Source organism: Bacillus sp. NP247, assembly GCF_018966865.1.
Taxonomy (GTDB): domain Bacteria; phylum Bacillota; class Bacilli; order Bacillales; family Bacillaceae_G; genus Bacillus_A.
Genome location: NZ_CP076653.1, coordinates 222,588 through 249,274, shown reverse-complemented (window position 1 = coordinate 249,274; position 26,687 = coordinate 222,588). Strand labels below are relative to the sequence as shown.

Sequence of the window (26,687 nt, the reverse complement as noted above, 5' to 3'; positions counted from 1 at the left end):
AAGTTACAGATGAGGATACAAAGCAAGCTCTTATTTCTTTAATTCATAGTATATTAGACGAAATAATGATTTGTTTTATAAAAAAGGCAATACTACTGGTAGTTTAAATGTAGTATTGCCTTTTCATTTTCTCTTGTTTGAAATTTTGTACTAACGATTAGGCAATCATGTCACCTATTTTAAGGTTTAGACAAAATATATATTAATTTAGGCTCTGGCTCGCGTCTTTTTTCGTCTTGGTCAAATAAATAACTAAGCTCAAGATTATTACGAGGAAGATTACGCTTGTTCCTACCGTACCGAGACCAAGGCCACCGGAATCGTGAGGCTGTGATAGATAATCGCCAAAAGAGGCACCGAAAGGACGAGTTAAAATATAAGCGATCCAAAAGGCCAACACTGCATTTAATTTGAAGCGGTAGTAAGCGACGGTTACAGCCCCAATTAATGCGGCGAATATGAGCGCTGAAATCCAGTAACCTAAGTTGAGACTCTCTGCTACGAGATCACCAGCTGCGGTACCTAAGGCGAAGGTGAACAGAATAGACAACCAGTAGAATGCTTCTCGCTTTGTCGTGTAAATAGAGTGAATGGACAGTGTCTTCTCACTCACGTACCAAGCAGCAAAAGTTGCCAGTAGGAAAAGGGTGAAAACGATGGTGGTCGTCTCTAGAGCGACCCCGAAGTTGTCCGTAAGATTGTCGGTGACTAGCGTGCCGACAACACTAATCAGCAAGACAGTGAGCCAGTAAATTCCTGGAACATATTTCTTCAATTTGAACTGGAAGAACAGTGTGATGAGCAAGAGAGCACTCATAACAAAGGTCGTGTTAGTCAAGCCAAAGTTCAGGTTTGTATTTAAGAAGTCTGCGCCTGTTTCGCCCACTGTAGTTGCCATGATTTTGATAATCCAGAAGAAAATCGTGACTTCTGGAACTTTGTTCAGCATCTGCCAGCCTCGTGATGAGACGGAAGCGACTTCATCAGAAATGGATGGATTTTCTCTATTCTTATCCTGATCCTGATCCTTCTCATAATAGTTCATGTAGGATTCCTCCTTATTAGTTTTTTATGGCCAACGCCAATTTATAAACAGAGTGTAACTAATAAGAATGAGATTCAGATGAAATTTGGATGAAAAAATCATTAAAATAAGATGAAAAAAAGAAATTTCTAAAGTGTCTTTTTTATTTAACAAATACAGTTAAAAAAGTATATCCTTTTTTTGTTCGCGACATTGAAAATACAGCAAAATTGATACTCTTCATTTGATATCCTACGTTGGTCGTTTTCTGCAAAATAATAGTTTGACATGGAGTCTTTACAAGCATGACTCACATGCCAAGACCGTCATTATAACAAGTGTTTGGCGCTATTATACTTGTTTCCCCATGTTAAAGCATGTGTGACTAATCGATTAAGTGTCTTTTGTATTTAGGGGACATTAAGAATATCTTATGTATTTCTCATCAGATTTTAATATTTTTTTAGTAGTGTATACCTTGTATCCTACAAGGAAAGAGGAAGAAGACTATGCATGTACTACATTTTTTAAGTGAATATATAAAGCACCCAAGAACTGTAGGAGCAGTATTGTCAAGTTCTAAGCAACTTGCAAAACAAATGGTAGCCCCTATAAATTTTGAACAAGCAAAATGCATTATTGAGTATGGACCAGGAACTGGAGTGTTTACGGAACAGCTCATTCAACATAAACATAATGAAACAGTATTGTTAATCATTGAGAATAACGTACAGTTTTACCGTATACTTCAAGAGCGATATTCACACATGGAAAATGTGTACATTATTCATGATTCTGCCGAATATACGGAAAAGTATGTTCAGAAATATAAAATTACCCAAGTGGATTATATTATTTCAGGATTGCCATTTACCAGTTTATCCCTTGATACTTCTACAAAGATATTACAGGTAACAAAAGAAGTATTAGGGGAAGAAGGGAAATTTATTACTTTCCAATATACACGCTTTAAACAACAATTTTTCCGTTCTTTTTTTGCAAATATTGAGGTGAAGAAAATAAACTGGAATATTCCACCGGCTTTCGTGTTCACTTGCTTTATGTAAGTTGATGGGAAGGCGCGAAACCAAATCACTATCATGCAAAAGAAATGAATTATTTCCAACATAAAAAACGAACGATTTTCCCTGTGAAAATCGTTCGTTTTTTCGTGAGAAATACAAACTATAACTTTCATTTTGGACTATTAAAAAGGCGGAATACTTTGCGGAAAGTTGAAAACATTTTTCGGGTCATATTTAGCCTTTATGTCCATTAACCGGTCAAAGTTACAGCTGTAGTAAGCATCTGGCCAGTCTTTAATGGAAAGGTCAGGTGTATTAACGTAAACGCCTTTTGTGTATGGTAGCATCACCTTTTTGTATAGTTAAATATATGTACTCAAAATCTCCCCAGGCAATCCATCAATCTCGCAAACTTTTTCAGATGTAAAACCAACGTTTAGTAAAATCTTCCGAGAGGGGATATTGCTCGGATCGATAATTGCTTTTAGTACGTTTACATCAGTATGCTTCGCTATTTCAATTAATTCTCTTGCAATACAACTACCATATCTTTTTCCCCAGTGTTCTGGCAATAACATATAACCAAGTTCAGCTTCTTTAAAATCATCCTCATTTACTGTTATATGTCCAAGTCCGATAAATTCATTTGTTGCACTGTTATAAACTTTATAAGATCCATACAGTTTATGTTTTTCATTGCGCCTTAACAATTTTTCATAGTCGTTTTGTGCTTTATCTAACGGAATGGTGCGCTCTGTAATTTGTGCCATTACTCTTTCATTTGATACGAGCAGGAAGTAGTGATTAAAATCTGTTGCTTCAAATTTTTTGAAGTGTAGCTTATGCATATGCTTCCTCCAAACTAATTTTCATTTGTACTTCAGAAAAGAAAAAGATAAGTTAAATCGTAATTTCAATTTGATTGCCTTCTGGATCGTTTATTACACTTTCGTAATAGCCATCTCCAGTGAAACGTGGTCCATTTAATAAAGGATAACCAGCTTCTTTTAACGTTTTTGTCAGTTCATTCACACGTTCTTCACTTCCAACAGAGAAAGCTATATGTGCATAGCCAGTTATATTAAGGTTAGGTTAGGTTCGTTTTCTATACCTTTTTTACGCATAAGTTCAATCCGCGTTCCAGATTCGAACGTAATAAAATAAGATTCAAATTGTTTTGCTTCGTTATGATATAAAGAGTTTGCTTTACCGTTGAAATACTTCGTATAAAAAGTACGCATTAATTCTAAATCATTTACCCAAATTGCGATATGTTCGATTTTCATAGGTTTCACCAATCCTATCTGTACTAATTAGGCTTCCACTGTATAAAAGTTGCATGTACATTGCAAGAAATTTGATTTGGTGAAAAAAGACAATTGTTAATTTTTGGTTGTATCCGTACATACAATGTGTAATTAAGTGAATGATCTACATAGTAATTACTGAAAAGGGTGAATGAGGCTTATGAGTCAATTAGAGCAAATGATGTACATTGGTGTAATCATGTCTATTGTACTTTCTGTAATGATTTTGGGGTCTTTATATTATAATCCTCGTCTTTCGTTAAATGATTATCCGAAAGATATTCAAAAGGTAGTTTTTCCGAAATCAATTCATGAAAAAAAGCAAACGATTTACTTTAATATTGCATACAATGTGATTCTCTTCGGTACTCCTTTCGTTTCAACCTATATACTAAATCAACATGAAACATTATTGTATATTGAGGCCTATTTACATACTTTTGGTATTTTAATGATTTTCAATTTAGTAGATTTATTAATAATCGACTGGCTTATTTTTTGCTGGATTACCCCGAGGTTTGTTGTTATTCCTTGTACGGATGGGATGAAGGGATATAAAGATTATATGTTTCATTTAAGAGGGGCTATAGTGGGTACTCCATTTTTAGCAATTGTAAGTTTATTTCTGGCAGGAATTGCGACAACTATTTAGTATAAAAAAGAAAGATAGGAAACGTTTATATAAGGTAAGTAGATTTATAATTTATAGAATTAAAAATGAGAATTTGATACTATTGAAGCGAAGGGTTCTAATAGCAGTATATTAAGCGATATCAATATACGATTGCGAATGTTTTGATATTCCATGAAATCACCTAATTTTATGGAAGCATTTGATAGAACTCAAAAAAACGCAATGGAGGCTAATATGAAAAAAATAATTGGCGCAGCAACAGCAACAGTTCTTGGATTGGGGGCTTTTACCACATCTGCTATTGCAGAAACTATCGTAACAGCGGATGTACTCAACGTACGTGAAAAGCCAACTACGGAATCAAAAGTTGTCGAAAAAGTAAAAGAAGGACAAAAGTTAAAGGTCATACATACTGAAGAAGGATGGTCAAAAATTGATCTAAATGGTAAAGAATTGTTTGTAAGTTCGGAGTATACAAAAGATATTTATCATGTAACAGCAAACCTATTAAATGTACGTACTGAAGCAAACACGGAATCAGAAATTCTTGGCAGACTGAAAAAAGATGATGTAATTGAATCAACACATCAAGTTAAAGATGGATGGCTACAATTTGAGTATAAAGGAAAAACAGCTTATGCAAATGTTTCTTTCCTATCAAGTACAGCACCAAGTGAAAAGAAAGCTGAAGAGAAAACGAAGAAAGTAGCGAAAGTACAAAAAGCGGTAAAAGCAAAGGAAGAAGCCAAAACGCAGAAAGTAGCAAAAGCGCAGGAAGAAGTAAAAGTACAAGAAGAAGCAAAGCCTAGGGAAGAAGCGAAAGTACAAGAAGAAGCAAAGCCTAGGGAAGAAGTAAAAGTACAAGAAGAAGCAAAGCCTAGGGAAGAAGCGAAAGTACAAGAAGAAGCAAAGCCTAGGGAAGAAGTAAAAATACAAGAAGTAACAAAGCCTAGGGAAGAAGCGAAAGTACAAGAAGAAGCAAAGCCTAGGGAAGAAGTAAAAGTACAAGAAGAAGCAAAGCCTAGGGAAGAAGTAAAAGTACAAGAAGAAGCAAAGGCTAAGGAAGAAGCAAAAGCACAAGAAATAGCGAAAGCAAAAGAAGAAGCGAAAGCACAAGAAATAGCCAAAGCGAAGGAAGAAGCAAAAGCACAAGAAATAGCGAAAGCAAAAGAAGAAGCGAAAGCGCAAGAAATAGCAAAGGCTAAGGAAGAAGCGAAAGCGCAAGAAATAGCCAAAGCGAAGGAAGAAGCGAAAGCGCAAGAAATAGCCAAAGCAAAAGAAGAAGCGAAAGCACGAGAAATAGCAATGGCTAAGGAAGAAGCGAAAGCACGAGAAATAGCAATGGCTAAGGAAGAAGCAAAAGCAAAAGAAGTATCTAAAAATAACACACAGTCTGCTAAACGTGAGCTAACGGTAGTAGCGACAGCTTATACTGCTGATCCAAGTGAAAATGGTACATATGGTGGACGCGTTTTAACTGCGATGGGGCATGATTTAACGGCTAATCCGAATATGAGAATTATCGCAGTTGATCCGAAAGTAATTCCATTAGGATCAAAAGTATGGGTAGAAAATTATGGTGAAGCAATCGCTGGTGATACTGGTAGTGCAATTAAAGGTAATCGTATTGATGTTTTAATGGGTTCAAAAAGTAAGGCAATGAATTGGGGAAGACAAACTGTTAAAGTAAAAGTTCTATAATAACGATAGTTATCCAAAAAGAAGTCAGTTCTCTTTATTGAGACTGGCTTTTATTTTTTGAGTTAATGTGATTCATTGAAAAACCATGTTGATTTAATATAGGAGTTTTAAAGGGAGTATTACTAAATCTGCACTAAAACATAAATAAAAAATGAAACTTGTATCATGTCTATAAAATACAACTATTAAGAATAAGACTGACTCATTCTGTCAGTCTTATTTTTGTTTTGTAACCTCATTAAGAATTGCATGAAATATGTCTTTTTGTGTGAAATTATCTGTAAAAATAGTTTCTCTATTCACTTCAAGTGTATCGTGCGGATTATACCATTTCCATAGGGAGCCCTCACCAAATTCATACCGTTTTTCTCTCGTATTATGTCGTCTAATCGTTTCTTCTAATGATAAATCGAAGTAGTATGTAAAAGCGTTGTCGTCGAAATACTGTATTAATTCTTTCAACATATCACCGTATCTACGACTGTTTAATATTCCTTCTAAAATAACAAATTCGCATTTTTCTTTTCCGTACTTCGTAATTTCAAATAGTAAATCATGAGATAAGTTACCCATTGTGTCGTGCACTTTTAGCATATCTCTACGCACGACATCTTGAGAGACTAGAAGTGTCCCTTGGCCAAAATATTCTTGCAGTTCTTTTGCGATAGTTGTCTTGCCGCTTGCGGAGTTTCCCCGAAGGATGATTAATGTTGATTTCAAAGTCTCATCTCCAAAATGTTTTAGTTTTTTAGGTCTTGCTACAAAAGAACTTCATTATGGGAAACATTCTTTTAGTTAAGTAATAGTTTATGATACTCAGTATAAGTTGAACAGAATAATTTCTTATTGTGGGATTATGCAAGTAAAGCTGGTTTGAAAATTTACTATCCGCATATAGAAAAGTTATTATAAGAGTAACTAATAAGGAGGTGACCTATGTTATTCCAAAAGGGACAATTATTAGTTAGATACGTAATAAAAAACGATGCACCTATCATTTCAAAATGGTTAACAGATCCAGAAGTTTTACAGTATTACGAAGGACGCGATAATCCGCAATCTGTAGAAAAGGTACTCGATCATTTTATACATCATCCAAACAGTAATGAAAAAAGATGTTTAATAGAATTCGATGAAGTGCCGATCGGTTACATTCAAATGTATCCAGTTGATGCTGAATGGAAAGCGTTATATGGATATGAAGAATCGCATAATCTATGGGGAATGGACCAATTTATCGGTGAACCACTCTATTGGGGAAAGGGAATTGGAACAAAACTCGTTCAAGCAGCGATTACATACATTATGGAGAATTTGGGAGCGGAAGCAATCGCAATGGACCCTAAAGTAAATAATGAACGCGCGATAAAGTGTTATGAAAAATGCGGATTTAAAAAAGTGAAGGTTTTAAAGGAACATGAGTTACATGAGGGGAAATTAGAAAATTGTTGGATGATGGAATATAAACAATTATAATACTTTATGTAAGGGCTTATACAAACAAAGGGGGATGCGCGAAATGAAAAAAGCATTAATAGTAATTGATGTGCAAGCAGGTATGTATACAGCTGGAATGCCAGTACATAATGGGGAAAAGTTTTTAGAAACGTTGCAAGAGCTTATTGGGGAATGTCGTTCAAATGATATTCCAGTTATTTATGTTCAACATAATGGGTCAAAAGATGATCCGTTAGAAAAAGGTACAGAAGGCTGGCAAATCCATGCGGCGATTGTACCGCGAGAAGGAGACAATATTGTTGAAAAGACGACGCCAGATTCATTCTATAAGACGAACTTAAACGAACTGTTACAAGAAAAAGGAATTGAACACGTTATTATTTCAGGAATGCAAACAGAGTACTGTGTGGATACGACAACGCGCAGAGCGTTTAGTGAAGGGTATAAAGTAACATTAGTGAGTGATGCGCATAGTACGTTTGATACAGATGTATTGCGTGCTGAAGATATTGTGAAACATCATAACTTAGTGTTTGGAGCATTTGCTGATGTTGTTACGTTAAAAGATTTGAAAGTGGCTGTCTCTAAATAAGAGGCAGTTTTTTATTTGAAGATAACATATCAAATATTGTCGGTAAGTTTATATAATTTCATGTACCGAAATGATTGTACAGAAAAAGGAGCCCACATGATTAAAAAGGGAGCTCCTTTATCAAAATGTTACTTTTTCTTATCTTTATCCAACACATTCTGTTCTTCAGCGAACTCCGTACCATATGCAAAACGGCGATTAATTCGAATGTTATCATTGTTATGCCTTGTGTGGGAATTAGAAAAGCGATGGACGATTACTTCTGATAATGTAAAGACGATGGCAGAAAGGATACTGCCCCATGCAATTTGCATGTAGTTGTCTAATAAAATATTACCGAAAATCCAAACGCTTAAATACGTAAGTAAGAAATCCGTCATAATGGCAGCGGAATTGCCAATTCGATTTAAAATAATTTTATCAACAAACATATAAGAAACGATTGTGACGAAGAGACTAAAAGAAATGATTTGGACGAGCGTTGCTGGGAAAAATAGAGCTAGTCCGATACTAAAAGCGATGATGCATGATATAAATTTGATAAGTATTACAGTAATATCACTCAATATTTACACCTCCCATTTATACATAGTTTTACAATAAATTCAGGAGTTCATACATTGGAACGGTTTAATTTATATAAAACTTTATCACGTCGAAAACTTATCTAAATATTAAAAAAACAATTAAAAAATGTTATAGTGAAATGAGAGCGTATGACATTTTTAGGTAAGGGGGAATCCGGGATGTGGATTACTTCAGAAGTAGAAATTCCAGATGAGTTAATCGATCACCTTGAACAAGGGAAGTTAGTATTATTCGTTGGAGCAGGAGTTTCTATGAAGGGGAAATCAAACTTACCGAATTTCGATGATTTAGTTGATGAAATTTCGAAAGCTTTATATGTCGAAAGGCGTGAGATGACAGAACCCCACGATTATTATCTCGGTAAAATTGCGAAAACGAAAGATGTGCATCAAGTTGCAAAAGACCTCGTTAATATAGAAAAATCAAAACCAAATTCATTACACTATGCGATTCCAAGGCTGTTTCCGTTAGATACGGATGTTCGAATTGTAACGACAAACTTTGATCAACATTTTACGTCTGTAATTGCAGAAATGAATAGAGGGCTGAATATTTATTATGCACCTGCTTTACCGACAGGGAGAGCGTTTAAAGGGTTGGCTTACATACATGGGAATATAGAACAAGAGAAAGAAGCTTTAATTTTAACGGATGGTGATTTTGGAAGGGCTTACTTAACAGAAGGATGGGCGAGACGATTTTTAGTTGATTTATTTTCAAATTACACTGTTTTATTCGTTGGGTATAGTCATAATGATCCTGTAATGAAATATTTAGCAACAGGCTTACCACCGAGTACAAGGCGTTATGCTTTCGTCGCACAAGGGGATAATACATATCATTGGGAGCATTTAGGGATAAGACCGATTGTGTATCCGAATAAAGCAAATAATCATCAGGCACTTGTGAAAGCGGTGAAGCGGTGGGCGGAATTAATGGGGGATAATTATATTACGAAAAGAATGCGTATTCGTGATATTGTAACCGTTCCTCCATCAGTAGAACAGGAGCAATTATCGTATATAAAACAGTCAATAAAAAAAATTGAAACCGTTCGGTACTTCGTTGAATTTGCTCGTGATTATGAATGGGTGGAATGGCTTGAAGCAGAAGGGAAACTAAGAAATTTATTTCTGCTTACAGCAAATTATGATGAAGTAGATGAATTGCTTGCGGGATGGTTAGTGGAGCAATTTCTATTTAGTCATCAAAAAGAACTATTTCAATTGATTTTTAAAAATCATTCTAAAATATCCCCGTTATGGTGGCGAATAATTTGTACTTACTTAAACGAAACGAAAGAAACGATGGACCCTTTGTTGTTTGCAAGATGGACATTGCTTTTATTAGAAACAGCAGAGAAAGACAGTAGCTCTATTGAAATGATTACATATTTATTGCAAAAATGTTCTTTCCCTGAGCATAAAGAAATTGGCTTGTTGCTATTAACGTTTATTTTAGATGGAAAACTAAAATTGAAGCGTGTAAGAAGATGGGGAAATGATACGCAAGAGTCGATTGAACTCGAGGAATCGAGTCGTATACCGATGCCTATTTTTTCTCATGTGGAGCGAATTTGGAAAGAGAAAATGAGACCACATATTGCATACTATGCAAATCCAATTATGGTTATGGGATTAGAAAAGATACAACTATTGTCATTAAGACAACATGCACTGAAAAAAAGAGATAGAGAAATTTCAGAGCAGGAGTTACAGCAAAATGACTTTACATTTTTAATTCGAATTGTAAAAGAGTGTCTTACATATTTATGTGAAAACAATGAGAAAAAAGCAAATTATTATATTACAGAAATGATAGAAACTGATAGTGTACTTCAAAAGCAAATTGCGATTGAAGCAATGATTAATAATGTATTCGTTGTAGCGGATGACAAACTGAAGTGGTTGTTGCATGCAGATGTTCTTTTAGATTTCACATGTAAACATGAAGTGTTTCAACTTTTAAAAAATTATTACGCAGATGCTTTAGAAGAAACTAAAGAAGAAGTAATTCAACATGTATTAGAGTACCTTGCAGAAGAGAGGGCGTTTGATGTTTGTCTTCTATTAGACTTACTATTCACGTGTGATCCGAATAGTAAGTGTACGAGGGAAGGATACGAGCTAATGAAACAGAAAAACCCTCATTTTTCTTCAAATCAATACAGTGTTCCAAAGAAAGAGGCAAATGAACAACGTATTACATGCAATGTAACAGCTGATGGATTACTGCAGCTTAAAGACGATGAAATAATGGAGCAAGTTCGGCAATTTTCAAGAGATGGTGTTTTTGAACAACGCCATTTTTCAGAGATGTTATCAAAAGCGTGTAAATTGAATGTAGAGTGGAGTATTTCGTTTGCTTATCAACTAGTAGGCGTGCACGAAATTAGTAATGAAGTATGGTTTGTGTGTATTAGAGAGTGGCGAAATAACAGAAATTTGACGAATGAACAAATTCAAAAGATTATACCGTTATTGCAGAAGTTTGTTAGAAATACTGCTTTTCATTGGTTAATTAGTAATTTTCTATATGAAATTAGTAATCGATTAGAAGAGTTAGATGAAAATAGTATACGGATTGTAAAACGTTTTTCTTTTTCTGTACTTCCACAAGTTATGAGAGGGGAATCGGATTTTAAGATTGGAAAACAAGAGTTTTACAATGAATCTATTCAGCATCCTGTTGGGAAGATGACTGCTGTATTACTAAAGCTGTTAGCATATGATCATTTATACGATCGCAACGTGTATGAATATTTATTTTTATTTGAGGAGCAGGTAAGGGGTACTTCGGAAAGAACGAACTTTATGTTTGCTCGTTTAACAGCAGATATTACGTTTTTATACCATATTGAGAAGCAATGGTGTCGAAAAAATTTATTACCTTACTTAGATTTAAAGAAAGAAAGTGAGCTTACGAAATATGCGTGGGCGGGATTATGTTATACGCAAATTAATGTACCTTTGTTTACAGAAATAAGGCGATATATTAAGTATGCGGTAGAACATTTAGATACACTACATCCATATACGAGAGAAGCATTTTTAAAATGGCTTAGCTTTGTATTTATTAAATGTGTATTATATTGGGAGCAAAAAACAGATTGGTTATATCCACTTTTGATGCAAGAAAACGAAGAGAATAAAATTAAATTTATGCAGTATTTATGCTACTACGTAAAAACGTTAAGTGGTAAGGAACAACAAAAATTTTGGACAGCGTGGCTTAGTGTATTTTTAAGAGAACGTCCGAAAATGGGCGTAATATCAACGAGAGAATATATAATGCTTTTACGTATTGTTTTATGCATGGATGAGGTTTTAGAAAAAGGATTAAATATTATTTCGAGTAAATTTCAAGGTGTGGAAGGACAATGTAATCAAGAAGAAATGAAACAATTATTTATCGAGATACTTGAAAAGAAAGAGAGTATGAAAGCGTATAAAGAATTGTATGCAAATGTGTTTTTCACTTTACTTCAGACGTGTCAAGAAACCGATTTACTTGAAAGTGAAATCATACAAATAAAAGAACTATTAACCAAGTATGGCGTAGAAAGACATGTATTTAATTTAATAGAGAATGAGATGATTCGCATCGGAATTGTAACGGAGAATTTACAAGAGGAATCATAGGGCGAAAACGGAATTTCAAAAAAAAAAACAAAAAGTTGTTGACAGTGTTTTGAAAAGCGTTCTATAATACGAATCATACTTATTCAATTTCAAAAACATTTGAATAAACAAAGTGCAATGAAGAGATCACAGTAGTGGTTAGTCTTACTGTAACAGAGAGCTGGTGGTTGGTGTGAACCAGTACAGGGATAATCATGAATTACAGTCTTGGAGCATCTTTTTCGTAGTAAAGATACGATTGTCTTTATGAAGAAAGAGCGGTCAATTGATCGTTAACAGTGAAGAGAGGTAGACGGAAAGTTAGTCTACAACTAGGGTGGTACCGCGATAAATATCGTCCCTACTGATTTATTCAGTAGGGACTTTTTGTATTTTGACGGTCCAACTTGAAAATATAATAGTCATGCGTTGAAAGGAAAAGCAGTAGTTGTTGTTTCCCTGTAACAGAGAGCTGGTGGGTGGTGCGAACCAGTACAAAAACAAGAGCGAATTACAGTCCTGGAGCATCTTTTTCGTAGTAAAGATAGTATTGTCTTTATGAAGGGAAAGACGGTCAGATGATCGTTAACAATGAAGAGAGGTAGACGAAATAAGTCTACAACTAGGGTGGTACCGCGATAAATATCGTCCCTACTGATTCAATCAGTAGGGCTTTTTTGTACAAAAAAAGCGATTTTTAACTAGTAGTTAGTGTCTTTGTGGTAATTATTAGTTTAAAATAAGAAGAGGTATCGATTCCACTTTAAATTTGTATAATTAACCAGTTCAGAAAATAGAGAATTTTTTATTCTCTTACTATACTTTTAAAACATTAGAGGAGGATTTCCAAATGGCAAATCATGAATTAGATCAATTACGTAAACAGGTAGATGAAATTAACTTACAACTATTACACTTATTAAACAAACGCGGTGAAATCGTTCAAAAAATCGGGGAACAAAAACAAGTACAAGGTACGAAACGTTTTGACCCAGTACGTGAGCGTGAAGTGCTTGATATGATCGAAGAGCATAACGAAGGACCATTCGAAACATCAACAGTTCAGCATATTTTCAAAACGATTTTCAAAGCAAGCTTAGAATTACAAGAAGATGATAACCGTAAAGCGTTACTAGTATCACGTAAAAAGAAAAAAGAAAATACAATCGTTAATGTGAAAGGCGAATTGATTGGAAACGGAACACAAACGTTCATCATGGGACCTTGTGCAGTAGAAAGCTTAGAGCAAGTTCGCCAAGTAGGGCAAGCGATGAAAGACCAAGGTTTAAAATTAATGCGCGGTGGTGCTTTCAAACCAAGAACATCTCCATACGATTTCCAAGGCTTAGGAGTAGAAGGTTTACAAATTTTACGCCAAGTAGCAGATGAGTTCGACTTAGCGATTATTAGTGAAATTTTAAATCCAAACGATGTGGAAATGGCATTAGAATACGTTGATGTAATTCAAGTTGGCGCACGTAACATGCAAAACTTCGATTTACTACGAGCTGTAGGTAAAGTTAACAAGCCAGTATTATTAAAACGTGGTTTAGCAGCAACAATTGATGAGTTCATCAATGCAGCGGAATACATTATTGCACAAGGTAACGACCAAATTATTCTATGTGAGCGCGGTATTCGCACATACGAAAGAGCGACACGTAACACATTAGATATATCAGCAGTACCGATTTTAAAGAAAGAAACACATTTACCAGTTATCGTTGACGTGACGCATTCAACTGGACGTAGAGATCTATTATTACCAACAGCGAAAGCGGCACTTGCAATTGGAGCAGATGCAGTAATGGCTGAAGTACATCCAGACCCAGCAGTTGCATTATCAGACTCTGCACAACAAATGGATATTCCAGAATTCCATAGATTCATGGATGAGTTAAAAGGTTTCAAAAATAAATTATCTTAATTCCATATCATATATGCGCTGAAGAGGAAACAGTAGTGCTTATCTCACTGTTAAAGAGAGCTGATGGCCGGTGTGAATCAGTACAAAGGTAAGCATGAATTACAGCCTTGGAGCATCTTTTCCGCCAACTATTGGAGGGAAAGACGGTCAAACGATCGTTAAAGAAGAAGAGAGGTAGACGAAATAAGTCTACAACTAGGGTGGTACCGCGATAAACATCGTCCCTACTGAGCGCTCAGTAGGGACTTTTTTGTACAAAAAAATAGTAAAGGGGCAAGAGAAATGAGATACATTACAGCTGGAGAATCACATGGTCCGCAGTTAACAGTTATTTTAGAAGGTGTACCAGCAGGTTTATCACTAACAGCGGAACATATTAATAAAGAATTATTAAGAAGACAAAAAGGGCATGGGCGCGGAAGACGCATGCAAATTGAAACAGATACAGTTGAAATTGTAAGTGGTGTTCGTCACGGGATGACACTTGGCTCACCGATTACGTTAATCGTAAAAAATGATGATTTCAAACATTGGACGAAAGTAATGGGTGCAGACCCGATTTCGGAGCAAGAAAGTAAAGAAATGAAACGTACAATTACAAAACCACGTCCAGGACATGCGGATTTAAACGGAGCAATTAAATATGGCCATCGTGATATAAGAAACGTATTAGAGCGCTCATCTGCAAGAGAAACGACAGTTCGTGTAGCTGCTGGTGCAGTTGCGAAACAAATTTTGAAAGAATTAGGCGTGGAAATTGCAGGGCATGTTCTTGAAATTGGTGGGGTACAAGCGAAGCGTATTTCAAACTTACCAATTGAAGAAATTCAAACGATAACTGAAAATTCACCAGTTCGTTGTTTAGATAAAGAAGTAGAACAAGAAATGATGGATGCGATTGATGATGCGAAAAGCAGCGGAGATTCTATAGGCGGCATTGTCGAAGTCATTGCAGAAGGTATGCCAATTGGCGTTGGTAGCTATGTTCATTACGACCGTAAATTAGATGCAAAACTTGCCGGTGCTATTATGAGCGTGAATGCGTTTAAAGGTGCTGAAATCGGAATTGGCTTTGAAGCAGCAAGACAGCCAGGAAGTAAAGTACACGATGAAATTTTGTGGGATGAAGAAAAAGGATACACGAGAAAATCGAACAATGCGGGCGGTTTAGAAGGCGGTATGACAACGGGAATGCCAATTGTCGTAAGAGGCGTAATGAAGCCAATTCCTACATTATATAAACCGTTAGCAAGTGTAGATATTGATACGAAAGAAGCGTTCCAAGCAAGTATTGAAAGATCTGATAGCTGTGCAGTACCAGCAGCAGGTGTTGTAGCTGAAGCTGTCGTTGCATGGGAACTTGCAGATGCACTAGTCGAACAATTCGGAAAAGATCGCATGGAATTACTAAAGCAAAACATTTCGCAACATAACAAATACGCAAAAGAATTTTAATAAAAGGGTGGGTTTAACATGCAAGTAAAAGATCAACTATCATCATTACAACCATATAAACCAGGTAAATCACCTGAACAAATGAAAGAAGTGTACGGAGATCATTCATTTGTAAAGTTAGCATCAAATGAAAATCCATTTGGCTGCTCACCACGTGTTTTAGAAGAATTACAAAAATCGTGGGAGGAACATGCTTTATATCCTGACGGAGGTGCTACAACGCTCCGTCAAACGATCGCAAAGAAACTACAAGTACAAGTCGAACAAGTGCTTTGTGGTAGTGGACTTGATGAAATCATTCAAATTATAAGCCGTGCCGTGCTCTGCAATGGAGATAATATCGTAACTGCTGGCATGACATTCCCTCAGTACCGTCATCATGCAATTATTGAAGGCTGTGAAGTGAAAGAAGTTGCTTTAAATAACGGTGTATACGACTTAGACGAAATTTCGTCAGTAGTTGATAACAATACAAAAATCGTTTGGATTTGTAATCCGAACAACCCGACAGGCACATATGTGAATGAGCGAAAATTGACTCAATTCATTGAAAGTATTAGTGAAAATACGTTAATTGTCATTGATGAAGCGTACTATGAATACGTAACAGCAAAAGACTTCCCTGAGACATTACCGCTTCTAGAAAAACATAACAACATTCTTGTACTTAGAACGTTTTCTAAAGCGTACGGATTAGCTTCTTTCCGTGTTGGTTATGCGATTGGACAGGAAGAGTTAATCGAGAAATTAAATGTCGTACGTTTGCCATTTAACGTATCTTCATTAGCGCAAAAAGCAGCGACGATTGCATTTAACGATGAAGCATTTATTGAAGAAATTGTACGTGTTAATACAGAGGGATTACAACAATACGAAAGTTTTTGTAAGGAAAACGAAATTCCATTTTATCCGTCGCAAACAAACTTCATCTTCTTACCAGTAGATAATGGTGGAGAGATTTATGAAGCTTGTGCACACGCAGGATTTATTATTCGTCCGTTCCCAAATGGTGTCCGTATTACAATCGGAACTAGGGAACAAAATGAAGGAGTGATTTCAGTGTTAAAACAACACTTTGAAAATAAAAAAGGTAAGTCTCGAGATGAGGCAAATGTGTAAAAAGGTAGTATTAATCGGTACTGGATTAATAGGAGGCTCACTTGCATTAGCGATTAAAAAAGAGCACGATGTAACGATAACAGGTTATGACATATTTAAAGAGCAAGTAGAGCGCGCGAAAGAATTGCATGTAGTAGATGAAGTAGCAGTAGATTTACAGCGTGCATGTGAAGAGGCACATTTAATTGTCTTTGCTTCTCCAGTTGAAGAAACGAAGAAGTTATTACACAAACTTGCATCATTTCATTTACGAGAAGATGTCATTGTTACCGATGTAGGAAGTACGAAAGGGACAATCATGAATGAAGCGGAAGCTTTATTAACAAAGAAAGTTTCATTTATCGGCGGTCATCCGATGGCAGGTTCTCACAAAACAGGAGTTGAAAGTGCAAAGGCACACCTTTTTGAAAACGCATTTTACATTTTAACGCCAATGAATCACGTGCAGGCGGATCAAGTAGACGAGCTAAAAGAATGGTTAAAAGGAACAGGTTCTCATTTTCTCGTATTAAATACAAAAGAACATGATTATGTAACAGGAATAGTTAGTCATTTCCCACATTTAATCGCAGCAGGATTAGTAAAACAAGTTGAGAAACATGCTGGTGATAATCCGCTTATTCATCAACTAGCGGCAGGCGGATTTAAAGATATAACACGTATTGCATCAAGTAGTCCGAAAATGTGGAGTGATATCGTAAAGCAAAATCGCGGGCATTTATTGGAACTATTAGAAGAATGGATTTCAGAAATGGAAGAACTATATAAGAGGGTTTCTAAAGGAGATGCAGGAGAAATACAAAGTTATTTTGCAGATGCGAAAGAATATCGTGACTCTTTACCAGTTCGAAAAAGAGGGGCTATTCCTGCCTATCACGACTTATACGTCGATGTTTTAGATAAAGTAGGGGCATTAGCTCATATTACGAGTATTCTAGCAGAAGAAGAAATTAGTATAACAAACTTGCAAATATTAGAAGCGCGAGAAGGATTGCTCGGAGTTTTACGAATTAGTTTCCAAAGAGAAGAGGATCGAACGCAGGCAAAAATCGCGCTCGGAAAAGAAGAATACCAAACGTATGAAACAATTTAATGAGGAGGGTGACAACGTGAAAGAAAAAACAGTACAAACTGTAAATAACGGATTAAATGGCACAATTACAATCCCTGGAGATAAATCAATTTCCCATCGCGCTGTCATGTTTGGCGCAATCGCGGAAGGTAAAACAACAATTAAAGGATTTCTTCCTGGTGCGGATTGTTTAAGTACCATTTCTTGTTTTAAAGAAATGGGAGTAGAGATAACACAAAATGGAGACGAAGTTACGGTAATTGGAAATGGATTAGAAGGTTTACAAGAGCCAAAAGCTGTATTAGATGTTGGTAATTCTGGTACAACGATTCGATTAATGTCAGGAATACTTGCAAACACACCATTCTTTTCTTGTGTACAAGGCGATGAGTCTATTGCAAAAAGACCAATGAAACGTGTAACAAATCCACTTAAGCAAATGGGTGCAAAAATTGATGGCCGAGAAGAAGGAACGTTTACGCCACTCACAATACGGGGTGGTGATTTAAAAGCGATTCAATATACTTCACCTGTCGCAAGTGCGCAAGTGAAATCAGCTATTTTACTTGCAGGCCTTCGTGCAGAAGGTGTAACAGCTGTTACAGAACCTCACATTTCGCGTGATCATACAGAAAGAATGCTTGAAGCGTTTGGCGTTACAGTAACTCGCGTGGAGAAAACTGTAAAACTAGCCGGTGGACAAAAGCTAAAAGGAACAGACGTTCAAGTTCCGGGTGACGTATCATCAGCGGCATTTTTCTTAGTAGCAGGCGCAATTATCCCAAATAGTAAACTACTATTACAAAATGTAGGAATGAATCCAACTCGTACAGGTATTATTGATGTTTTAGAGAAAATGGGTGCTACATTTACTGTAGAGCCAATTAACGAAGGTGCATCAGAACCAGCTGCAAACATTACAATAGAAACATCTTCACTAAAAGGTATCGAGATCGGTGGAGATATAATCCCAAGATTAATCGATGAAATTCCAGTTATCGCACTAGCAGCAACACAAGCAGACGGAATTACAGTCATTAAAGATGCACACGAGTTAAAAGTGAAAGAAACGAATCGTATCGATACAGTCGTTGCTGAATTAACAAAACTAGGGGCTCGCATAGAAGCAACTGATGATGGAATGATTATTTACGGAAAATCAACTTTAAAAGGTAGTGCAGTACATAGTCACGGAGATCATCGCATTGGCATGATGCTTGCAATTGCTGGCTGTATAGCTGAAGGAGAAACAACAATTGAAGATGCAGAAGCAGTAGGTGTATCGTATCCTACATTTTTTGAAGAGCTTCAAACGTTAGCTAAATAAAGTGATGGAAGCAGATATGCAATGTATCTGCTTTTTTATGTTAGATTGTTATTAAATCGATATCTTTTGTTGAAACGTCTGTGTAGCTTCACTTACCGAACTATAATATTAAGAATTATGGTACAATTCAAACAGGGAATGGAGGAGAATTATATGAACGTCATACAGTTAAAAGAAGATAAGTTCAGAGAAGCACTAGCCTTATCAGAATATGCTTTTCAATATAAAGTAAATGAAGAACGAGTGCAGCAACAACTTACACGAATGAAGGAAAGTCATCAAGTATATGGCATTATGGAAGGTGAAGAGTTAGCAGCAAAGTTGCACTTAATTCCTTTTCATATTTACATAGGAAAAGAAAAGTTTAAAATGGGCGGCGTTGCGGGGGTAGCGACGTATCCGGAACATAGAAGAAGTGGATATGTAAAAGAGTTACTTCAGCATTCACTGCAAACTATGAAAAGAGATGGATATAGTGTATCGATGTTACATCCATTTGCCGTTTCATTTTATCGTAAATACGGCTGGGAACTTTGTGCGAATCGAATCGTATGTCAGATGACAAAGAGCGATTTAATAATTAAAAAACAAGTGAATGGTACAGTGAAACGTTTTAGTAAAGATAATCATCCAGAAGAAGTAGAGAATCTATATGAAACATTTGCAGAACGATTTTCTGGTATGTTAGTTCGCGGACGTAAATGGTGGCTACAAGCGGTGTATCATGATTTAACATTGGCAGTTTACTATGATGAAAATAAAACGGCGGCTGGTTACATGTTATACAAAATAGAGAATTCTAAAATGACAGTAAAAGAATTTGTCCCATTACATAATGAAGCGAGAAATGGTCTTTGGAACTTCATCTGCCAACATGATTCTATGATTAAAGATCTAGAAATGATACTAAGTGAGACAGAACCACTTCTTTACACATTACAAGAACCACGAGTAAAAGCAGAAGTAACTCCATATTTCATGGGGAGAATTGTAGATGTAGAACAGTTTTTCAAACAATATGAATGGAACTGGAACAACGAAGAGCAAGAAGTAATTTTACATATTACAGATTCATTTGCTCCGTGGAATAACGTAACGGTTCAACTTAAAAATAATGAAATAACAATCGTTAAAGAAGAAACAGCAAAAGAAAATGGAATTCAAATCGATATTAATGCGTTATCTACTATTATGTTTGGTTACAAGCAACCGCTAGAATTAAATGAAATAGACTTAATAAGCGGTAGCGAAGAGGAGATACGTGCATTTGAGAATGTAGTGCCGGTGCGTAAGCCGTTTATTTATGATTTCTTTTAATTTTGTAAAGCTTTGTGCGGCATACTAATGTTTAAATAGCAATGTACTATAATTAGTCATAGTACATTGCTGCTTTTAACGAAGCATTATGAATGTTAACCACTTGACTTTTAATTCATGTAATTTATAATTAAAAACGGAATGAATTTTCATTCCTGAAAATTGAGGTGAGAAAAATGGCTAAAAATAAGCAAGAGGATATTTTTGATGCTGCTATAAAACTTTTCGCAGAGCGTGGTTACGATGGTACGACAATTCCGATGATCGCTGAAAAAGCAAATGTCGGCGCTGGTACTATTTATCGCTATTTTGAAAATAAAGAGGCACTCGTTAACTCATTATTTTCAAAAAGCATGCTACAGCTATCTGAAACAATAAAGACTGATTTTCCTGTTGAAGCAAATATTCGTGAACAGTTTAGTCATACGTATAACCGTTTATTTGAATTTGCGAGAAACAATGTGGATGCTTTTCTTTTTACAAATTCTCACTGTGATAGTTATTTTCTTGATGAACAGAGTAAGAAAATATTTGATGATTTTATAGGCTTTTTTATGAATATTATTGAAGATGGAATCGAAAAAGGTTTTCTTCGTCCATTGCCTATAATTGCTTTAATTATTATTGTATATCAACCGCTTGAAAAATTAATAAAAGTAATGGCGACAGGGCAATTAGAATACTCAAAAGAATTAGTAAAAGAATTGGAAGAAAGCTCTTGGAATGCTATTAGAATCATTTGATTCTATAGCTTTATAAGGATAGGAATGAATATTCATTCCGGAAAGAATAATTTAATAGGGTTTTGAAGATAATCTAATAGAATGATAGGAATGAATATTCATTCCGAAACTGACATAAAACTCTAGAAACGGGAGATGATTCAAATGAGCAAGTTAAAAAGTTGGAGAAGTTTATCTTTTCTATTATGGATAGTTATTACTATTACAATGATCGTAACTATGCCTAATATGGATAAATTAGTGAAGGAAAAAGGGAAAATTACAATCCCTAATACAGAACAAAGCAGTATTGCTGACAAGATGATCAAAGAAATGGATAAAGAAGGGGCTGAAAAGTATGAAATTATAGCCGTTTTTAATAGTGGCAATAAAGCAGCCTTAACTACTGAGCAAAAAGAGGAAATAACAAAAACAATCAACGCTTTACAAAGTGAAAAAGATCAATTGGGAATAAAGGAAGTTGTTTCACATCTAGATAATAAAGACTTGGAAAAACAGTTAGTTTCTAAAGATAATACGACTATTTTAACTCAAATATCAGTAGATAAAAAACATGGTGAAATATCAAAACTTGTAAACGGACTTCAAAATAAAATTAAACTAGAAGGTGTTAAAACGTATTTGACAGGAAGCGATTTAATAGCGGGTGATTTTCTTAAATCCTCTCAAGAGGGAGTGAAAAAGACAGAAATTATTTCAATCATTTTCATTCTTGTTGTATTAATCATTGTATTTCGTTCACCAATTGTTCCGATTGTTTCGCTTCTTACAGTTGGTGTATCGTATTTAGTTTCAATGGGGATTATTGCTCATCTAGTTGATCAATTTAATTTCCCGTTTTCAAACTTTACACAAGTGTTTGTAGTCGTCGTACTATTTGGAGTGGGAACAGACTATAACATCTTATTATATACAAGATTTAAAGAAGAATTGAGTAAACAAGAAAATGCATTTTTGGCTACGAAAGAAACATTTAAATCGGCAGGTAAAACCGTTGTATATAGCGGGATAGCAGTGCTAATTGGTTTTGCATCACTTGCTTTAGCGAGTTTTAAATTATATCAATCTACTTCAGCAGTAGCAATTGGTGTCGCAGTATTACTACTCGTATTAACGACATTAAACCCATTTTTTATGGTGTTATTAGGAAAAGGAATGTTTTATCCAGTTAAAACATTTAAAGGACACGAGGATAGTCGTTTATGGGGTTTCTTTGCGAAAAACTCAGTAGCAAGACCTTTTGTCGCTTTAATCATTGTATTTGTGATATCGATTCCTTTCGTATTAAAGTATTCGAATACTCTTAATTACAATGATTTATTTGAAGTGGATAATAAATATGAATCAAAAATGGGGATTAACGTAATAGAAGATCATTTTCCACCTGGTTTCTCTTCACCAAGTACGTTAGTCATTCAATCGGATAAAAATTTAGATGAGGCGACTTCTCTACAAACTTTAGATGAACTAACTGATAAAATTTCGAAAGTTAAAGGTGTTTCAGAAGTATATTCACCGACGCGTCCAACTGGTGATAAGATAAAAGAATTATATTTAAATAAACAAGCGGGAGAACTAAATACTGGTTTAGGCGATGCTAATGGTGGCATAAAGGAAATTAATGATGGCTTAACGGATGCGAAAGATAAAATGGGTAGTAATGACTCAAATAGTCTTGCAAATGTTCAAAAGTTAATTGATGGAACGAACGAAGCGAAAAACGGTGTATCAGCATTAGGAACAGCTTTAAATCAATTATCGAATGGAATAAACAATGGGGCACAAGGGGCGAAGCAAATAGAGGATGGGCTATCATCATTAAACGGAAATATCAATGCCCTTTCAAATGCAACTTCGCAGCTTCATGCTGGTTATAAGCAGTTAGAAAAAGGTTTAAGTTCTTACGATCAATACTTCGGAAGTATTTCTCAAGCGATTGATGGTGCGAAAAAAGGATATGAACAAATTGAAACGTTAATGAACAATTTCATTCAAACAAAACCAGAATTAGCAAATGATCCGAACATACAGCAAACATTAGGAATTGCTAAAGAAGCTCAAAAACAATTAACTGGACTTTCAAAAGAATTAAATCAATTAGCAACGCAGCATAAAGCAGCGATGAATTCATTTAAAGAAGCGAATCAATCGTTATTGAAAGTCGATAATGGTTTAAAAGAAATGAATAATGGAGTTACCAAGTTACAAAAAGGAGCTGCTGAGCTGAACAAAGGATTGAGCGAAGGGGCTACAGGTTCAAAACAAATTGCGAACAAATCAACTGAGTTACAATCCGGATTAACGAAAATAAACGATGGGCAAGGGCAACTTTTAACAGGGCTTAAGGATTTGCAAGAAAAGATGGGGCAATTACAATCAGGCTTATCTAAAAGTACAGAAGGGCTTGGAAAGGTAAGTAACGGCCTAGGGGATGCTCAGAAATATTTAGGCGAGCTTAATGAATCAAAAAGCTCTGAGAAATTTTATATTCCAAAAGAAGTTTTAGCGGGAGAAGATTTCCAAAAAGCATTGAATACGTACATGTCACATGATAGAAAAATTGCTAAAATGACAATTATTTTAGACGTAAATCCGTATTCAAAAGAAGCGATGCCAATCATACAAGAGATTAATAAAACGATAGACGGTACGTTAAATGGTACAGAATTAAAATCGACGAAAACAGCAATCGGCGGGACAACTGCTCGAAACGTGGATTTAAAAGACGTAACACAAAAAGACTTCTTACGTACAGCGACTATTATGTTAATCGGTATTTCACTTGTATTAATCATGATTACACGTTCATTCGTAAACACAATCTTTATTATTGGATCATTAATTTTAGCGTATTTCGCATCACTTGGTATAAGTGAGTTAATTAGTACACATGTATTAAATGTTGAGTCACTAAGCTGGAATGTTCCATTCTTTAGCTTCATTATGATTGTTGCACTAGGAGTGGATTATAGCATTTTCGTAATGATGCGATACAATGAGCTAGAAGGGGATTCAGCAACGAAAATTGTAAATGCATCTCGCCATATTGGCGGGGTTGTATTATCGGCGGCACTTATTTTAGGAGGAACATTCGCAGCATTAATTCCCTCAGGTGTATTAACGCTTATACAAGTAGCATCCGTTGTTGGCGTTGCCCTTTTACTATTAGCTGTAATCGTGATGCCAATGTTGTTACCTGCTTTAATCGGGTTAACAAGTAAACTGAAGAGTTATAAAGAGAAATAGTAAATATGAAATAAGAAAAGACTGTAGGGAATGTTTTCTCTACAGTCTTTTCTGTATATAAAATTTGAAATAAAAAAGTGATCCAATATATTAGAGAATGAGAAGCGAATGGATATATTAGAATGAGGTCAATGATATATATATGTAAGCTAGGGGAATGGATAAAAACTATTCGATTTCATTGTAGAAAGCTAATCAACCGTTGCTATTCATCCAGCTTCTACTATATAATAGCTATAGTCTACAATAATTGAGTCGTAATATGCGATTTTTTAAGACAATCGGTGAGAAAACGCTGAAATAAGCGGTATTAGTAGGAGGACACAAATGATTACAGTAAGTAACGTTAGTTTGCGTTTCGCAGATCGCAAATTATTTGAAGATGTTAACATAAAATTCACGCCAGGTAATTGCTATGGTTTAATTGGAGCAAACGGTGCTGGTAAATCAACATTTCTAAAGATTTTATCTGGAGAAATTGACCAATCAACAGGTGACATACATATTACGCCAGGTGAGCGTCTAGCAGTATTAAAACAGAATCACTTCGAATATGAAGAGTTCCCTGCACTAGAAACAGTAATGATGGGTCACACACGTCTTTATAAAGTAATGCAAGAGAAAAATGCAATTTACATGAAAGAAGACTTTAGTGATGAAGATGGCATGCGTGCTGCAGAACTTGAAGGTGAGTTCGCTGAGCTAAACGGTTGGGAAGCTGAGTCAGAAGCTGCAATCCTTCTAAAAGGATTAGGTATCGGCGAAGATATTCATGATAAAAAGATGTCTGAATTAACAGGGGCAGAGAAAGTAAAAGTATTACTTGCCCAAGCTTTATTCGGTCAACCTGACATTCTATTACTAGATGAGCCTACCAACCATTTGGACTTAAAAGCGATTCAATGGTTAGAAAACTTCTTAATGAACTTTGATAATACAGTTATCGTTGTATCCCATGACCGTCACTTCTTAAATAAAGTATGTACGCACATGGCTGATCTTGATTTCGGTAAAATTCAATTGTACGTTGGTAACTATGACTTCTGGTATGAATCAAGCCAATTAGCATTAAAACTAACGCAAGATTCTAACAAGAAAAAAGAAGAGAAAGTAAAAGAGTTACAAAACTTTATTGCGCGCTTTAGCTCAAACGCATCTAAAGCGAAGCAAGCAACTTCTCGTAAAAAATTATTAGATAAAATTACATTAGATGATATTAGACCGTCATCACGTCGTTATCCGTTCGTTGGTTTCACACCAGAGCGTGAAGTAGGAAATGACTTATTAACGGTTGAAGGTATTTCTAAAACAATCGACGGAGAAAAAGTATTAGATAATGTGAACTTCACTTTAAATAAAGGTGATAAAGTTGCATTTATCGGCCGTAACGATATTGCAATGACAACATTATTTAAAATTCTTATGGGTGAAATGGAGCCAGATAGCGGTTCATTCAAATGGGGTGTAACAACATCTCAAGCTCATTTCCCAAGAGATAACTCTGAGTACTTCGAGAACAGTGATTACACTTTAATTGATTGGTTACGTCAGTTCTCTCCACAAGATGAATCAGAAAGTTTCTTACGTGGTTTCTTAGGCCGTATGCTATTCTCTGGTGAAGAAGTAAAGAAAAACGTTTCTGTTTTATCTGGAGGAGAAAAAGTTCGTTGTATGTTATCTAAAATGATGTTAAGCGGTGCAAACGTATTAACATTAGATGATCCGACGAACCATTTAGACCTTGAGTCTATTACAGCATTAAACAACGGTTTAATCACATTTAAAGGAACATTACTATTCACTTCTCATGACCATCAGTTCGTACAAACAATTGCAAACCGTATTATCGAAGTAACGCCAAACGGTGTAGTTGATAAGGTAGCAACGTATGATGAGTTCTTAGAAAATGAAGAACTTCAAAAACAAGTTGATGCAATGTACAAAGGTTAATAATGAATGATTAAAACCCTCGCTCTCTTTATGAGAGCGGGGGTTTTGTTGAAAAGAAATACTATTTTTTGATTTAAATATAGGATGGTACTAAGATGAATAATTATTCAAGAATAACATTAACGCTGGTAAGAAATTTTAATGTTGCTCCTGAAGAAATTTTTGAAATATGGATAAATCCTAAAATGATGAAGAAATGGTTTTTTACATTGGAAGGAACGAATAAAGTAACGGCAAATACTCCTGAAGTAGGAGGAAGTTAGTTATAAAGGATAAGATTGTAGGAAAAGTGTAGTTTGAGCAATTACTTCAAACTACACTTTTTCTTATGTGAAATATGTACCAAAATTGGAGATAGATTAGTTTGCAAATGAGGAAATAAAGGATTATAGTTTGTGGAGTCATAATTAGTGGATGAGTCTTGGGAGAAAACAGGAAATGTTACAAATATATTTTGTTAAATAGAAACCAAGGTCAAAATGTTTGAAAAGAAATAGTTGAATAAATAAAAGCTACAAATTATAATTACTAATATTCTTCATATAGTTAAACAAATAAAATCTATCTGAAGAAGAAAAATTA

Annotated in this window: 20 protein-coding genes, 2 pseudogenes and 3 other annotated features; of the genes and pseudogenes, 16 read left to right on the top strand and 6 right to left on the bottom strand. The window is 35.3% G+C overall.

Going from position 1 to position 26,687, the window contains the following annotated elements; translation table 11 throughout:
* Positions 1 to 202: 202 nt before the first annotated feature.
* Positions 203 to 1,045, bottom strand: a complete 843-nt coding sequence (locus tag KPL75_RS01380) for a COG4705 family protein (protein WP_219919098.1) — start codon at positions 1,043 to 1,045, stop codon at positions 203 to 205.
* Between the two features lie 488 nt (positions 1,046 to 1,533).
* Here KPL75_RS01380 and KPL75_RS01375 point away from each other — a divergent pair, with 488 nt between their 5' ends.
* Positions 1,534 to 2,091: a class I SAM-dependent methyltransferase gene (locus KPL75_RS01375; protein WP_201040285.1), complete on the top strand. Its 558-nt coding sequence runs from the start codon at positions 1,534 to 1,536 to the stop codon at positions 2,089 to 2,091.
* Between the two features lie 140 nt (positions 2,092 to 2,231).
* Here KPL75_RS01375 and KPL75_RS01370 read toward each other — a convergent pair.
* From KPL75_RS01370 to KPL75_RS01360, 3 genes and pseudogenes are all read right to left on the bottom strand, one after another.
* Positions 2,232 to 2,408: pseudogene (locus KPL75_RS01370) on the bottom strand (BBE domain-containing protein); the annotation flags it as partial.
* Positions 2,409 to 2,411: 3 nt separating this feature from the next.
* On the bottom strand, positions 2,412 to 2,897 hold the full coding sequence (locus KPL75_RS01365) for a GNAT family N-acetyltransferase (protein WP_219919097.1): 486 nt from the start codon (positions 2,895 to 2,897) through the stop codon (positions 2,412 to 2,414).
* Between the two features lie 52 nt (positions 2,898 to 2,949).
* Positions 2,950 to 3,335: pseudogene (locus KPL75_RS01360) on the bottom strand (VOC family protein).
* A gap of 181 nt (positions 3,336 to 3,516) precedes the next feature.
* Here KPL75_RS01360 and KPL75_RS01355 point away from each other — a divergent pair.
* Both KPL75_RS01355 and entB read left to right on the top strand, forming a co-directional pair.
* Positions 3,517 to 4,008 (top strand): nitroreductase, encoded by a 492-nt coding sequence (locus KPL75_RS01355; protein ID WP_201040289.1) that lies wholly within the window; start codon positions 3,517 to 3,519, stop codon positions 4,006 to 4,008.
* A 216-nt stretch (positions 4,009 to 4,224) separates the two neighbouring features.
* On the top strand, positions 4,225 to 5,691 hold the full coding sequence (entB, locus tag KPL75_RS01350; protein WP_219919096.1) for a cell wall-binding protein EntB: 1,467 nt from the start codon (positions 4,225 to 4,227) through the stop codon (positions 5,689 to 5,691).
* Between the two features lie 216 nt (positions 5,692 to 5,907).
* On the opposite strand, the gene KPL75_RS01345 is transcribed toward entB, so the two are convergent.
* Positions 5,908 to 6,411, bottom strand: coding sequence for a kinase (locus KPL75_RS01345; RefSeq protein WP_201040291.1), 504 nt, complete (start codon positions 6,409 to 6,411; stop codon positions 5,908 to 5,910).
* Between the two features lie 216 nt (positions 6,412 to 6,627).
* Between KPL75_RS01345 and KPL75_RS01340 the strand changes: the two genes are divergently transcribed.
* Positions 6,628 to 7,167, top strand: a complete 540-nt coding sequence (locus tag KPL75_RS01340; RefSeq protein WP_219919095.1) for a GNAT family N-acetyltransferase — start codon at positions 6,628 to 6,630, stop codon at positions 7,165 to 7,167.
* A gap of 43 nt (positions 7,168 to 7,210) precedes the next feature.
* Positions 7,211 to 7,741 carry a cysteine hydrolase family protein gene (locus tag KPL75_RS01335; protein ID WP_219919094.1) on the top strand — a complete coding sequence of 177 codons (531 nt, stop codon included), beginning with the start codon at positions 7,211 to 7,213 and terminating at the stop codon, positions 7,739 to 7,741.
* A gap of 128 nt (positions 7,742 to 7,869) precedes the next feature.
* Here KPL75_RS01335 and KPL75_RS01330 read toward each other — a convergent pair whose 3' ends face one another.
* Positions 7,870 to 8,307 (bottom strand): YndM family protein, encoded by a 438-nt coding sequence (locus tag KPL75_RS01330; protein WP_070170276.1) that lies wholly within the window; start codon positions 8,305 to 8,307, stop codon positions 7,870 to 7,872.
* 150 nt (positions 8,308 to 8,457) lie between these two features.
* Here KPL75_RS01330 and KPL75_RS01325 point away from each other — a divergent pair, with 150 nt between their 5' ends.
* The 11 genes from KPL75_RS01325 (at position 8,458) to KPL75_RS27320 (ending at position 26,368) form a co-directional block, all read left to right on the top strand.
* The gene (locus tag KPL75_RS01325; protein WP_219919093.1) at positions 8,458 to 11,970 is read left to right on the top strand and encodes a DUF4020 domain-containing protein; all 3,513 of its coding nucleotides are present in this window, start codon (positions 8,458 to 8,460) and stop codon (positions 11,968 to 11,970) included.
* Positions 11,971 to 12,078: 108 nt separating this feature from the next.
* Positions 12,079 to 12,315: a binding site (T-box leader), on the top strand.
* A 54-nt stretch (positions 12,316 to 12,369) separates the two neighbouring features.
* Positions 12,370 to 12,605: a binding site (T-box leader), on the top strand.
* A 194-nt stretch (positions 12,606 to 12,799) separates the two neighbouring features.
* Positions 12,800 to 13,876 carry a bifunctional 3-deoxy-7-phosphoheptulonate synthase/chorismate mutase gene (locus tag KPL75_RS01320; protein WP_002147144.1) on the top strand — a complete coding sequence of 359 codons (1,077 nt, stop codon included), beginning with the start codon at positions 12,800 to 12,802 and terminating at the stop codon, positions 13,874 to 13,876.
* Positions 13,877 to 13,885: 9 nt separating this feature from the next.
* Positions 13,886 to 14,105: a binding site (T-box leader), on the top strand.
* Between the two features lie 53 nt (positions 14,106 to 14,158).
* Positions 14,159 to 15,331 (top strand): chorismate synthase, encoded by a 1,173-nt coding sequence (gene aroC, locus KPL75_RS01315; protein ID WP_219919092.1) that lies wholly within the window; start codon positions 14,159 to 14,161, stop codon positions 15,329 to 15,331.
* Positions 15,332 to 15,349: 18 nt separating this feature from the next.
* The gene (gene hisC, locus KPL75_RS01310; protein WP_219919091.1) at positions 15,350 to 16,450 is read left to right on the top strand and encodes a histidinol-phosphate transaminase; all 1,101 of its coding nucleotides are present in this window, start codon (positions 15,350 to 15,352) and stop codon (positions 16,448 to 16,450) included.
* Positions 16,443 to 17,543, top strand: a complete 1,101-nt coding sequence (gene tyrA / locus KPL75_RS01305; RefSeq protein WP_219919090.1) for a prephenate dehydrogenase — start codon at positions 16,443 to 16,445, stop codon at positions 17,541 to 17,543. Before hisC ends, tyrA begins: the two co-directional genes overlap by 8 nt.
* A 16-nt stretch (positions 17,544 to 17,559) precedes the next feature.
* Positions 17,560 to 18,849, top strand: coding sequence for a 3-phosphoshikimate 1-carboxyvinyltransferase (gene aroA / locus KPL75_RS01300; RefSeq protein ID WP_219919089.1), 1,290 nt, complete (start codon positions 17,560 to 17,562; stop codon positions 18,847 to 18,849).
* Positions 18,850 to 19,002: 153 nt separating this feature from the next.
* Positions 19,003 to 20,166 carry a GNAT family N-acetyltransferase gene (eis, locus tag KPL75_RS01295; RefSeq protein ID WP_219919088.1) on the top strand — a complete coding sequence of 388 codons (1,164 nt, stop codon included), beginning with the start codon at positions 19,003 to 19,005 and terminating at the stop codon, positions 20,164 to 20,166.
* 176 nt (positions 20,167 to 20,342) lie between these two features.
* Positions 20,343 to 20,909 (top strand): TetR/AcrR family transcriptional regulator, encoded by a 567-nt coding sequence (locus KPL75_RS01290; RefSeq protein WP_002013443.1) that lies wholly within the window; start codon positions 20,343 to 20,345, stop codon positions 20,907 to 20,909.
* A gap of 144 nt (positions 20,910 to 21,053) precedes the next feature.
* Positions 21,054 to 24,155: an MMPL family transporter gene (locus KPL75_RS01285; protein WP_219919087.1), complete on the top strand. Its 3,102-nt coding sequence runs from the start codon at positions 21,054 to 21,056 to the stop codon at positions 24,153 to 24,155.
* 327 nt (positions 24,156 to 24,482) lie between these two features.
* Positions 24,483 to 26,105: an ABC-F family ATP-binding cassette domain-containing protein gene (locus KPL75_RS01280; protein WP_219919086.1), complete on the top strand. Its 1,623-nt coding sequence runs from the start codon at positions 24,483 to 24,485 to the stop codon at positions 26,103 to 26,105.
* Positions 26,106 to 26,200: 95 nt separating this feature from the next.
* Complete coding sequence (locus KPL75_RS27320) at positions 26,201 to 26,368, top strand: SRPBCC family protein (RefSeq protein WP_258237002.1); 168 nt, start codon at positions 26,201 to 26,203, stop codon at positions 26,366 to 26,368.
* Positions 26,369 to 26,687 lie beyond the last annotated feature (319 nt).